Origin of the sequence: Streptomyces sp. YS-3 (assembly GCF_045257485.1) — a bacterium.
In the GTDB taxonomy this organism is placed as follows: domain Bacteria; phylum Actinomycetota; class Actinomycetes; order Streptomycetales; family Streptomycetaceae; genus Streptomyces.
Map to the genome: position 1 here is coordinate 1 of NZ_JBJHPC010000168.1, position 12,510 is coordinate 12,510.

Consider the following 12,510-nt stretch of genomic DNA (forward strand, 5'->3'; position numbering starts at 1 on the left):
ACCGACCCCCGCCCGGGCCCCGAGGGGCCCGGGCGGGGGTCGGTGGCTGGTGCGTCGGTCACAGGCGGGTTCCTTGTACTGGGAGGGGAGCGCGTACGGGAGGGTCCAGCTCGTTCGATATGTCGAACGAGGTTCGGGTCACAGGGGGTGGAAAGGCGCCGCGGCACCCTGGGCGCGCGGACGCGTCTCAGGGGCGCAGCAGCACCTTTCCGGTCTTCGGGTCACCGCCTCCGACCAGCGCGAGGGCGTCGGTGTACCGCTCCAGCGGGAACTCGTGCGTGATCAGCTCCGTCGGGTCGATGAGGCCCGCGCCGTAGGCCCGTACGGCGAACGACCAGGCGGCCGAGGGGGCGCCGAAGACGCTCCGCACGGTGAGCTGACTCACCGACAGGTGCACCGGGTCGATGCCCAGCGCGCCCTCGGCGAACATCCCGGTGAGTACGACCCGGCCTCCGCGCCGCGCGAGGAGGCAGGCGTCGGCGGCCGTGGTGCGCGCGCCGGCCGTCTCCACGACCAGGTCGTAGTAGCCGTGTGCCTCGCCGGAGTGGACGGGCGTACGGGCCTCGGTCGCCCCCATGCGGCAGGCGAGCTCGGCCCGTTCGAGCCGGGGGTCGATCACGGTCAGCTCGGCGGGGGAGGAGGCGGCGAGGAGCTGGACCGCGAGCAGCCCGAGCGTTCCCGCCCCGACCACCGCGATCCGTTCGCCCGCCTCCGGCGCACCGGCCCGTATGGCGGCGGCGATCACGGCGGCGGGCTCCAGCAGGGCCGCGCCGCGCAGATCCGCGTCGTCCGGCAGCAGGTGCAGCAGCCGGGCGGGCACCACCACGTGGTCGGCGAAGGCGCCGGGGTGGGTGAAGCCGGTCTCCGCGTACGCGGCGGCGCACAGGGAGGTCTCGGCGTTCCGGCACCGCTCGCAGGTGCCGCAGAAGCGGAACCCCTCGGCGACCGCCTTGCGGCCCACCAGCGCGGGATCGACCCCGGCCCCGGCGGCCACGACGGTCCCGGACCACTCGTGGCCGGGGGTGACGGGGTAGCGCACGTAGTCGGGGGCGCGCCGGCCCTCGTACACCTCGCGGTCGCTCATGCAGACCCCGGCGGCGGCGACCTCGACGAGTACCTCGCCGGGGCCGGCCTGGGGGCGCGGCACGGTGATCAGACGGTGGGTGCCGGGCGCGTCGACGACGATGGCGCGGCTGGTCGCCCGGGCCCCGGCGTCCTGCGGGGCGCCGCCCGGGGGGCCCTTGGTCTCGCGGCCGTTCATCCCGCCGCTCCGGAGGCCTTGGGGGCGCGCTTCTCCCAGCCCTCCGCCCAGAGGTCGAACCGGGCCTGCTGCTGGGGGAACTCGGCCGCCGCGTCCACGTCGAGCTCGACGCCGAGGCCCGGGGCGTGCGACAGCTCGAAGTAGCCGTCGACGACCTGCGGGGCGCCCTTGACGACCTTCTTGATCTCGGCGTCCGCGAAGTCGTTGAAGTGCTCCAGGATCTTGAAGTTCGGTGTGCAGCCGGCGACCTGGAGGCTGGCGGCGGTGAGGACCGGGCCGCCGACGTTGTGGGGCGCGACGAGCATGTAGTGCGTCTCGGCCGTGGCGGCGAGCTTGCGGGTCTCCAGGATGCCGCCGATGTGGCCCACGTCGGGCTGGATGATGTCGACGGCCTGCGACTCGAACAGCTCCCTGAACTCGATGCGGTCATGGATGCGTTCGCCGGTCGCGACCGGGATGTCCACCTTGGCGGCGACCTTCTCCAGGGCCTTGAGGTTCTCCGGCGGCACCGGCTCCTCCAGCCAGGCGGGCGTGAACGGGGCGAGGTCGCGGGCCAGGCGCACCGCAGTGGAGGGCGAGAACCGTCCGTGCATCTCCAGCATCAGCTCGGTCTCGGGGCCGATCGCGTCCCGTACGGCCTCGATCAGCGACACGGCGTACCGGGTCTGCTGGTGGTCGAGCTCGAAGTGGCCGGTGCCGAAGGGGTCGATCTTCAGCGCCCGGTAGCCGCGCTCGACGACCGCCCGGGCCGCCTTGTGGTAGGCGTCGGGGGTGCGTTCGGTGGTGTACCAGCCGTTGGCGTACGCCTTGACGCGGTCCGTCACCTTCCCGCCGAGCAGCTGCCAGACGGGGACGCCGAGCGCCTTGCCCTTGATGTCCCAGCAGGCCATCTCGACGACCGCGATACCGGACATCACGATCTCGCCGGCGCGCCCGTAGTCGCCGTACTTCATCCGGCGCACCAGGTCCTCGACGGCGAACGGGTCCGAGCCCGCGATGTGGTTGGTCTCGGCCTCGCGCAGATAGCCCAGGAGCGCGTCGGTGTGGCCGAGCATGCGCGTTTCGCCGACTCCGGTGAGGCCCTCGTCGGTGTGGACCTGGACGTAGGTGAGGTTGCGCCAGGGAGTCCCGACGACGTGTGTGCTGATTCCCGTGATTCGCAAGGCAGTTGCTCCCGAGGCTGCGGCCGTACCGTTCGATATTTCGTCACGCGTTCGAAATGTTGGCGTGACGGTAATGACGCGCGGTGGCGGGTGTCAATGGGTCACGCGGGAACCGTTTCCGAGTCGGGCCAGGTGGGCGCTCCGCGCGGCCGTCGGGCCGGCTCGTGGGTGTTGACGCCGGGGCGGCGGAAGCGGAATGCTCCCGGCGACACAGTGGCGACGAAATGCAGAACACTGTCCGAAATCTCGAACCCGCATGGAGAGATGAGGAGTTCAGCATGACCTCAAGCACCTCCGCCGGACCGGCGGAACGACCCGAGTCCGGGCCCAGCCGCAGAACCCTGGTCACCGCCCTCGGCGTCCTGCCGCTGGCCGGGGCGGTCGGCCCGGCGTTCGCGGCCTCCCCGGCCCGGGCGGCCGACGCGCTCCCCGCCCCGGTCGCCCACTGGGCCTTCGATGAGGCGACCGGCACCACCGCGGCCGACAGTGTCGGCGGACCCTCCCTCACCCTCAACGGGTCCGCGCGCTGGGGCGCGGCGAAGTCGGGGGCGTCCGCCCTCGACCTCTCGATGGACGGAAACGCCACCGCCCCCGGCCCCGTCGTGGACACCACGAAGAGCTTCAGCGTCTCCGCCTGGGTCCGCCTCACCGCCACCACCGGGTACCAGACCTTCGTCTCCGTCGACGGCTCCCAGGTCAGCGGCTTCTTCCTGCAACTGCGCGACGACACCGGCGCGTTCGCCCTCACCCGGCTGCCCTCCGACGCCACCTCCGGGAACGGCGCCGCCGCCGTGGCCGGTGCCTCCTTCGCCCCCGCCACCGGCGTCTGGTACCACCTCCTCGGGGTCGACGACAGGGCGGCGGGAGTCGTGCGGCTGTACGTCAACGGGGTCCTGGAGGGCGAGGTCCCCTACACCGGCGGCTGGCGCGCCACCGGTGCCACCGCCGTCGGACGCGGCCTCTTCGGCGGTGCCCAGGTCGACCAGGCGCACGCCCTCATCGACGACGTCCAGGTCTTCGACACCGCGCTCACCGCCGAACAGGCGGCGGCCCTCGCGGGCGTGCCGGTGGACACCACCCGGCCGCTGCTGACCGTGGACACGACCCGCCCCGGCCCCGTGGTCAGCCCGGACCTCGGCGGGATCTTCTTCGAGGACATCAACCACAGCGGCGAGGGCGGCCTCTACGCCGAACTCGTCAACAACCGCAGCTTCATGGCGGCGGCCACACCACTGCACTGGTCCACCGTCGGCGCCGCGACCTTCGCCGTCGACCCCGCCCAGCCGCTCAGCCAGGCCCTCACCCAGTCGCTGCGCGTCACCACGAGCGCGGCCGGGGACGGTGTCGCCAACGAGGGATTCTGGGGCATACCGGTCCGCCCCTCCACCACCTACCGCGCTTCCCTCCACGCGAAGTCCCCCTCTGTCACCGGCAGGCTGACGGTCGCGATCGTCGGCACGGACGGCAGGGTCCACGCCACCGCGACCACGGGGGCGCTCACCGGCTCGTGGCGCAAGCACGAGCTGATCCTGCGCACCGGGCCCGGCGCCCCCACCACCCTCGACGCCCGCCTGGTCGTCACCGCCCCGGCCGCCGGCACGCTCTGGCTGAGCCAGGTCTCCCTCTTCCCGCCGACGTACAAGGGCCGGAGCAACGGTCTGCGGGTGGATCTGATGGAGAAACTCGCCGCCCTGCGGCCCGCCTTCCTGCGCTTCCCCGGCGGCAACTACCTCGAAGGCAACGTCATCGCCGACCGCTTCGACTGGAAGAAGACCATCGGCCCCGTCGAGCAGCGGCCCGGCCACCGCAACTCCGCCTGGGGGTACTGGTCCACCGACGGCCTGGGCCTGCCCGAGTACCTCCAGATGACCGAGGACCTGGGCTGCGCCCCACTGCTGTGCGTGTACGCCGGATACTCCCTCCAGGGCGCGCACGTCACCGGTGACGCCCTGAAGCCGTTCGTGCAGGACGCCCTCGACCAGATCGAGTACATCACCGGACCCGCCACCTCCACCTGGGGCCGCAGACGCGCCGCCGACGGGCACCCGGCGCCCTTCCCCCTGACCCATGTGGAGATCGGCAACGAGGACTGGTTCGACAGATCGGGCTCGTACGAGGAGCGCTACGCGGCCTTCCACGACGCGATCAGGGCCCGGTACCCGAAGCTGAAGCTGATCGCCACGACGCCGGTCGCCTCCCGGCCCTACGACCTCATCGACGAGCACTACTACCAGTCGCCCTCCGCCTTCCAGGCGGGCTCCCACAAATACGACGGCCGGGACCGCGGCGGCCCCAAGGTGTTCGTCGGGGAGTGGGCCGCACAGGAGGGCCGCCCCACCCCCGACCTCGACGCGGCGCTCGGCGACGCCTCATGGGTGGTCGGGCTCATCCGCAACTCCGACCAGGTCCTCATGGAGTCCTACGCCCCGCTGTTCAGCCATGTCAACGACAACACCTGGGCCACCAACCTCATCGCCTACTCCGGCCTGACCAGCTACAACTCACCCAGTTACTACGCCCAGCAGATGCTGCGCACCCACCGGGGCACGGTGGTGCTGCCCACCGAGGTGCGCGCCCTGCCCGGCCTCAACGTCGTCACCACCCATGACCCCGCCACCCGCCGCGTCTACCTGGCGGTCGTCAACACGGGCGGCACGGCCCGCAGGACGGCCGTCTCCCTCAAGGGGATCGCCCGTACGGCGCCGACCGGTACGGTCACGGTCCTGGCCGGGGCGGACAGGAAGGCCACCAACACCCTCACGGACCCGGAGGCGGTGGTCCCGCACAGCCGGTCCGTCAGGGGCCTCTCGCCGGCTTTCACGGCGACCTTCGCCCCGTACTCGGTCACGGTCCTGGAGGTGCGGACGGCCTGAGCGGAGGCCGCGACCGATGGCGCCGGGTGGTGTGGCAGGCGTCGTCGGCGCGGCCGGGGGCGAGGGACGGGGCGGTCGGGTGTGTGAGCCTGACCGCCCCGTCCACCGTCCCCCGGCCATGTTCGGGGCGATATGCCCCGGTTGTCCCGTGGTATCGCCTCGGGGCGGGGCGCAAACCGGCGAGTCGTGCACATCGGACGCCCGAGGGCCCCGGTGGCACCGGTCACCCACCGCTGCCTCATGATGACGCGCATGTCCCACACTTCCAGGCGCAGCCTGCTCGGTATCTTCGCGGCCTCGGCCGCCACCGTTCCCCTCGGTGGTCTCGCCGCCGCTCCGGCGCGCGCCGCCGTCTCCACCGGTTCCGCCGCCGCCACCGGCTCCCTCGCGGCGCCCGCAGGGCTGACCTCCCCGCGCTCCTCGGTCACGCTGCCGCCGCTGGACGCGTCCTACTTCAGCCAGCTGACCCTGAACACCCCCCTCACCACCGCGGTCCTCGCGGGCACCCCGGCGCGTACCGAGGTCACCTCCGGCGGCAAGCGGGTCGCCCTGCTGACGCACGGCGCCCGTACCGTCGTCCTGCCGGGCCCCTCGCGTACGTTCACGGAGAACAAGAAGTCCTTCGTGGACGACTTCGGGCGCACCCTGCCGGACCTCACGCTGCCCGAGGCCGACCGCGTGTACTGGGGCACCTCCCCGGGCGGCGGCAGCTGGTCGACGCTGGGACCCGCCGTCACCGACTACTCGGTCGTGCCGGGAGCCGGTGTCATCAGCCTCACCACCGACTACGCCAGCCGCCATGTCACCCTGCGCGACGGCGAGATCACGGACTTCGACGCGCGGTCCGTGGCGCACTTCGACAAGGTGCCCACCGGCCAGGCCTGCTCGTACGCCCTGTCCTTCGGCTACCAGGACACCAGCAACAACTGCCGGGCCCGGCTGTCCTTCCTGACCAGCGGCGCGGTCGAGCTGCGCGTGGAGAAGGAGGTCGCCGACAAGGTCGACCTGCTCGCGGGCTCCAGCGCGCTCACCCTTGCCACGGGCGTGACCGCCGGCACCGACTGGACGATACGGGTGCGCCGCGAGGGCACCCGAATCCAGGTCAAGGCCTGGCGTACCGCCTCGACGGAACCGGCGGCCTGGAACGTCGACCTTAGCGACGACACCTTCGCCCGCAAGGGCCGGGTCGGGCTGCGCGCCCTGGCCAACGACGGCTGCACCAACCTGCCGGTCAAGCTTTCGGTGAAGCGCTTCCAGGTGGACCAGTCGACCTGGGCCGCGCCGCCGAGCGTCACGCACGGCGACTGGGTGCGGGTGCTGCCCGAGCCCTTCGACGGGACCTGGACGCCGGAGCTGGAGAAGACGGTCCGCGCCTGGGCCGGCTCCACGGCTCCGGACGTCCTGGCGTACGCGGCGATGTTCCTCGCCGACGGGCCCGCGGTCACCAGCGGTTCCGGGCCCGCCAAGGACAAGCAGGTCCTGGGCGAGGCGGGATACGGCTATCTGGACCCGCAGGGCTTCCGCTACGAGGGCGCCGACTTCCACGAGTACATGAACACCGGCTGGACCTTCCCCGACGGCACCTACACCGGCCCGTCCAGCAAGCAGGTCGGCAACCTGGACTGCTCCGGCTTCACGCGCATGGTGTACGGCTACCACATGGGCGTACCGATGGCGGCGGGGCAGGACACCTCCCGCACCCGGCTGCCGCGCAAGTCACGGGACATGGTGGACTACGCGCCCGGTGCGCGCATTGACCGGACCGACGGGACCAACCCGCCCGCGGCGGCGCTGCTCCAGCCCGGTGACCTGGTGCTGTTCAACGCCGACTCCGGTGACGACAACCCCACCATCACCATCGACCACGTCGGCATCTACCTGGGACTGGACGCCGCCGGCCAGCGCCGCTTCGTCTCCAGCCGCAAGACGAACAACGGCCCCACCATGGCGGATCTGGGCGGCGCCTCGCTGCTGGACGGCACGGGCACGTACGCCAAGAAGCTCCACACCGTGCACCGCGTCTGACGCGGGAGCGGGACAGGACGCCCGGGCCGTGCTCGGCGCACGGCCCGGGCGTCCGGGTGCTGTCAGTACGGGAGCGGCCGTCCGCTGGGGGTGCGCAGGTCCAGGGGCGGCCGTGGGGCGGCCGGCCTCGGCCGCCTGATCACTGTCTGTCGCATCGCCATCACCACCTGAACCGGGCCGGACCACCGGCCCCTCGGGTTCACCCCTGTCCGGAAGGTGAATACCCCGATATCCGGGTCGCACTCATCCGCGCCCGATGCGAGGCTGCCGGAATGACCGGCCGGTTGCCGGGCACCCGGCACAAGACCGTTGAGCACCGGGAAACCGGCCTGTGAAGGGCGGTGCGTGACCATGGCGAAGCAGGGTTCGGACGGCCCGTGGGTGGACGGGGTCGAGACCGCCGTCTACACCGTGCCCACCGATCTGCCCGAGGCCGACGGCACCCTGGCGTGGAACTCGACGACCCTGGTACTGGTCAGGGCGCGCTCGGGAAACACCACGGGCCTCGGTTACACCTATGGCGCGGCCCAGACCGCCGCCGTGGTGGACGCCCTGCTGGCCGACGCCGTCACCGGCCGGCCGGTCTGGGACGTGCCGGCCACGAACGAGGCGATGAACCGCGCCGTCCGCAACGCGGGCCGCCCGGGGCTGATCGCCGGGGCTGTGTCGGCCGTCGACATCGCCCTGTGGGACCTGAAGGCCCGTGTCCTCGGCGTGCCCCTGGTGCGTCTGCTCGGCGCGGCCCGCGGCGAGGTTCCCGTCTACGGCAGCGGCGGCTTCACCACGTACGACGAGGCCACCCAGGAACGTCAGCTGCGCGGCTGGGTGCACGAGCAGGGCATCCCCCGAGTCAAGATCAAGATCGGTGAGTCGTGGGGGCGAGCCGAGGAACGCGACCGTGCGCGGGTGTCCCGGGCGCGCGCCGCCATCGGCGACGGCGCGCAGCTGTACGTGGACGCCAACGGCGGCTACACCGCCAAACAGGCCGTCCGCATGGCCGAGCACCTCCACGCGCTGGGTGTGACCTGGTTCGAGGAGCCGGTGTCCTCCGACGACCTGTCGGGACTGGCCGCCGTCCGCGCCGCCGTCCCGCTGGATGTCACCGCGGGGGAGTACGGCTATACGCTCGCCTACTTCCACCACATGCTGCGCGCGGGCGCCGTGGACTGCCTTCAGGTGGATGTGACCCGGTGCGGCGGCATCACGGTCTGGCTGCGGGCCGCGGCCCTCGCGGAAGCCGCGGGCATCGAGGTCTCCGGGCACTGCGCGCCCCACGCGCACGCCCACGCGGCGGCGGCCGTGCCGAACCTGCGGCACCTCGAATGGTTCCACGACCACGTCCGTATCGAGTCCCTCTTCTTCGAGGGCGCGCTCGACCCGGACGCGGGAGCGATCCGTCCCGGCGGGAGCGGCGCCCCGGGCCTCGGGCTGACGTTGCGGGAGAAGCAGGCGGAGAAGTACCGCGTCGCCTGACGCGTGGTCAGGGACGCGATACGGCACGGCGGATGCCCGCGCCCCCGCCCGGAGCGGTCATCCGCCGCCCTACGCGGGCTGGTTGGTGACGTAGAAGCCGGGGTCGTGGATGGGGGTGATCTCGGCGCTCTCGCCCTGGGCGGCCAGCCATTCGGCGCGCAGACGCGCGGCCTCGTCGTCGGCCTGGGAGGCGGGCACGAGACGGCCGTCGGGGGTCAGACGCATCGGTGTGTCCCCGGCGGGGCGCCAGTCGAAACGAGCGGCGATCTTGAAAAGGTCCTCCTGGGTGAGCGGACCGCCGTTGTCCTTCTCGGCCTGGAGCGCGGTGGGGTGGTAGTCCTCGTAACCGCCCGGCATGTGCAGGGTCAGGAAGTGGCAGCCCTCACCGGGCGGCGTGGCCCAGGTGTGGCGCACACCGCTGGTGATGTGGGCGAGGGCGCGCGGACGCAGCTCGACGACCTCGTCGTCGACCTGGACCAGGAGGGTGCCGGAGACGACGTAGTAGGTCTCCGTCGACTCGGCGTGGGTGTGCAGCGGAGGGCCCGACCAGGCCGGGCCCTGGCGGGTCTCCACCCAGGAGGCCGCTTGGCCGGTCATCTTGCTGGAAAGGACGATCTCGAACCCGCGGCGGCCTTCGGGGCGTTGGCCGGGGAGGACGATGTGCGTCATATGAGGGCTTCTCTTTCCGCTTGATAATGGCTTGAGTTCTGATCTACCCCACAACGGGCCTGTTCGTCTGCGGGCGCCCGTCCGCAGTCGAACGCGGCTGCCGCTCCCCGCCCCGCACTCTCCCGTGGGTGGCCGGGGACGCCCGTCACTTCCCCGGATCGCGCGACGCCGGCGCCCTTGCCGAAGTGTTTACCGAGGACGGCGTCCTCGCGGGCGGCCCGACCCGCGTGGGGCTAGCTCGATGTGCTCGCCCACAACACAGAACCGGCAACCCTCCATGGCGCGGCGCTGCACGCGCTGTTCACCCGCCCGGCCGGTCCGCTCCCGCGCGCCGCCCCTTCCTCTCAGGCGGCCTGCCGCACCGGCCGCACCCACAGGTACACCGCCGTGGCCGCCGCCAGCAGCGCGACACACCCGGTGAAGACCAGCCCCGCCGGCCGCAGGCCCAGGGCGACGGCCATGGCCCCCACCCCGACCACGGGGATCGAGATCGCCACGTACAGCACGACGAACAGCGCGGAGGTGATCTCGGCCCGCCGTTCGGGCGGGCTGTGCTCGCCCACCTCGGTGACCCCGGCCCGGAACGAAAGCCCCTGACCCGCGCCCGCCGTGAGCGCCCCCGCCACCAGCAGGGGCAGGGAGGCCGCGAGCAGCGCGGAGGCGATCAGCGCCATGCCGGCCACCAGGACCACGCAGCCCCACGGCAGCGCCCGGCGCACACCGACCCGCCCCATCAGGAGCTGACCGGCCGTCGAGGCGGCGAAGACGCTGAACACCACCGTGCCGGACACCGCCGGTTCGCTCACTCCCACCACCTCGCTCAGGAAGCTCGGTGCCACCGAGGTGAACAGCCCCATGGTGGCGAACCCGGCGAAGCCGGCCATGGCCGCCGGGACGAAGGCGGGGCGCACCGACCGGGGTACGCGCAGCCGCCGGGGCCGCCGGGATCCGCCCTGCCGGTCCCGTACCGTCTCGGGGATCAGCAGGACGCCGACGACGCCCGCGGCGACCAGGGCCAGGTCCACCAGGAAGACCTGGCGCAGCGGGTCGGAGGCGAACTGCGCGATGAGGCCCGCGAGCAGCGGGCCGCTGCCCAGGCCGCCCATGTTGGCGGCGGTGGCGAGCAGCGTGGCCGACGCGGCCCGCCGCGCGGGGGCGAGCTCCACCACGGCGGCGGTCGCGGTGCCCGTGAACAGGCCCGCCGAAAGCCCCGACAGCACCCGCCCGGCGAACAGCTCCGGCAGCCCCTGCTCGAAGAGGAAGCACAGCGCGCTCAGCGCCGACGCCACCAGCCCCGCCAGCAGGACCGGGCGCCTGCCCACGGAGTCCGACAACTGCCCCAGCAGGAGCAGCGCCACGATGACACCCACGGCGTACACCGCGAAGATCACGGTCACCATGAACGAGGAGAAGCCCAACTCCTTTTGGTACATGCGGTACAGGGGAGTGGGCAGGGTCGTGCCGCACATCGCGACGGCGAAGGCGTAGGCGGCCACGAGGAAGGGCCAGTCGCGTCCCGCGCCGCCGCGCCCGGGACCGGCGTCGTCCGCCTCGCTCGCGGATACGTGGTTGCTCACCCGCGACTGCCTATCAGGAAGATCCCGGCAGAAGCCGCGCGCCCCGCGCACCGGCGGTCATGACGCACCGGCTGGGCGAAGGCGGGACCCGGGACGGGCCCGGCGGGCAGGACGCCCGGGACCGGACGACGGGGCCAGGACGGGGCCGGGGCCTCATGTGTCCGGGTCCCGGGCACGCCGACGGTATGAGGGCATCCACCCGTCGTCGGGCAGTGCCCGGTCTGTGAGTCCCCCTCATGTGCTCCTCCGCTCCACCCGTAGCCCTCGACCGGAGCGTCGGCTCCGGCCCCACCCGCATCCCCTTCCAGATACGGGCCGGTGCCGCCTCGTGGGACGAGCTGACCGGGATCGCCCGGCGGCTGGAGGCCGACCGGTTCGTGGTCGTCTGCGACCGGGGCGTCCCGGCCGCGCACGCTCACCGCGTCCTGCACCACCTCGGTGCCGCCGCCCCCACCCGCCTGGTGCGGGCGGCCGGCCCGGACGTGGCCGGGACCGGGGACCTTCCCGCCGGGGCCGTGGTCGTCGCGCTCGGGGGTACGAACGTCCTCGACGCCGCCGATCCGGTGGCCGCGCGCACCCGCCGCGCTCCTCTGCTCCTGCCGACCACCCTGCCCGCCGTGCTGGACACGGCGCTGTCGCTGGTCGGCCCCGCCGGGCCGCGCCGGGTACCGGCCCTGGTCCGCGCACAGCTTGAGTTCCTCGACACGCTGGCGCCCGGCGCCGTGCGGCCGGGGCTGTACGCCCTGGTCAGGAATGTGCTGGCGGTGTGTCCCGGCTCCTTCGACCAGGTCTGCGCCCGGCTGCGGCCGGACGGCCGGTACGACAGGAACGCGCTGGTCTCCTTCATCGCGCTCTGCGCCGACGCCCGGGCCGCGATGACCTGCTACGACCCGCTGGAGGACGGCCCGGCCGGAGTGCTGCGCTACGGGCACGTGGTGGCCGACGCCCTGCGCGCCCTGGGCGTCGGGGCGCTGCGCTACGGCGACGCCGTGGCCCAGGGCCTGCTGGTGGCCGCCCGCTGCGCCCGGCGGATGGGGCTGCTCGACGCGGAGGGGGAGGCCGCGCACCGCGAACTCCTCGCACGCTGGGGCGCGCCCGACGTCCTTCCCGCGGCCGTGACCGTCCAGGACGTCCTGGGAGTCCTGCGGCGCCCGCCGACCGGCAGCGGCGCCCCCGAGGACGGCCCGCGCGCCCGGCGGGACCCGGACCACGCGCTCGGCATGGTCCTCCTCGACGCCCTGGGACAGCCCCACATCCGAGGTGGCCGCACCGTCACCGCGGTCGGCCCGGACGTCGTACGGGACGGCCTGGAGGCCCTCGCCGGGACGGCGGGCCCGTCGGCGTCCCGTCCCGGCGGCCGGGACCGGACCGGGACCCGGCCGGGACCGTCGTCTCATGTGCCCGGGGCGCCGGGACCCGCAGCGTAGTGAGGGACATACCGCCCCGACCACCCCCCGCCTCCTGTGAGG

Annotated in this window: 8 protein-coding genes; 4 read left to right on the top strand and 4 right to left on the bottom strand. The window is 73.2% G+C overall.

Annotated elements, in window-relative coordinates; genetic code table 11:
• Nucleotides 1-187: 187 nt before the first annotated feature.
• Both ACJA3G_RS16205 and ACJA3G_RS16210 read right to left on the bottom strand, forming a co-directional pair.
• Nucleotides 188-1,261 carry a zinc-binding dehydrogenase gene (locus ACJA3G_RS16205; protein ID WP_406553689.1) on the bottom strand — a complete coding sequence of 358 codons (1,074 nt, stop codon included), beginning with the start codon at nucleotides 1,259-1,261 and terminating at the stop codon, nucleotides 188-190.
• On the bottom strand, nucleotides 1,258-2,424 hold the full coding sequence (locus ACJA3G_RS16210; protein ID WP_406553690.1) for a mandelate racemase/muconate lactonizing enzyme family protein: 1,167 nt from the start codon (nucleotides 2,422-2,424) through the stop codon (nucleotides 1,258-1,260). The genes ACJA3G_RS16205 and ACJA3G_RS16210 overlap by 4 nt, the downstream gene beginning before the upstream one ends.
• A gap of 278 nt (nucleotides 2,425-2,702) precedes the next feature.
• Here ACJA3G_RS16210 and ACJA3G_RS16215 point away from each other — a divergent pair, with 278 nt between their 5' ends.
• The 3 genes from ACJA3G_RS16215 to ACJA3G_RS16225 all read left to right on the top strand — a co-directional run bounded on the left by ACJA3G_RS16215 (nucleotide 2,703) and on the right by ACJA3G_RS16225 (nucleotide 8,795).
• Nucleotides 2,703-5,297 carry an alpha-L-arabinofuranosidase C-terminal domain-containing protein gene (locus ACJA3G_RS16215; protein ID WP_406553691.1) on the top strand — a complete coding sequence of 865 codons (2,595 nt, stop codon included), beginning with the start codon at nucleotides 2,703-2,705 and terminating at the stop codon, nucleotides 5,295-5,297.
• Between the two features lie 252 nt (nucleotides 5,298-5,549).
• Nucleotides 5,550-7,322 (top strand): NlpC/P60 family protein, encoded by a 1,773-nt coding sequence (locus tag ACJA3G_RS16220; protein ID WP_406553692.1) that lies wholly within the window; start codon nucleotides 5,550-5,552, stop codon nucleotides 7,320-7,322.
• A gap of 351 nt (nucleotides 7,323-7,673) precedes the next feature.
• The gene (locus tag ACJA3G_RS16225) at nucleotides 7,674-8,795 is read left to right on the top strand and encodes an enolase C-terminal domain-like protein (protein ID WP_406553693.1); all 1,122 of its coding nucleotides are present in this window, start codon (nucleotides 7,674-7,676) and stop codon (nucleotides 8,793-8,795) included.
• Nucleotides 8,796-8,864: 69 nt separating this feature from the next.
• Here the strand turns inward: ACJA3G_RS16225 and ACJA3G_RS16230 are convergent, their stop codons facing one another.
• Nucleotides 8,865-9,464: a cupin domain-containing protein gene (locus ACJA3G_RS16230; protein WP_406553694.1), complete on the bottom strand. Its 600-nt coding sequence runs from the start codon at nucleotides 9,462-9,464 to the stop codon at nucleotides 8,865-8,867.
• A gap of 344 nt (nucleotides 9,465-9,808) precedes the next feature.
• Nucleotides 9,809-10,933, bottom strand: coding sequence for an MFS transporter (locus ACJA3G_RS16235; RefSeq protein ID WP_406553696.1), 1,125 nt, complete (start codon nucleotides 10,931-10,933; stop codon nucleotides 9,809-9,811).
• A gap of 344 nt (nucleotides 10,934-11,277) precedes the next feature.
• Between ACJA3G_RS16235 and ACJA3G_RS16240 the strand changes: the two genes are divergently transcribed.
• Nucleotides 11,278-12,468, top strand: a complete 1,191-nt coding sequence (locus tag ACJA3G_RS16240) for a hypothetical protein (protein WP_406553695.1) — start codon at nucleotides 11,278-11,280, stop codon at nucleotides 12,466-12,468.
• Nucleotides 12,469-12,510 lie beyond the last annotated feature (42 nt).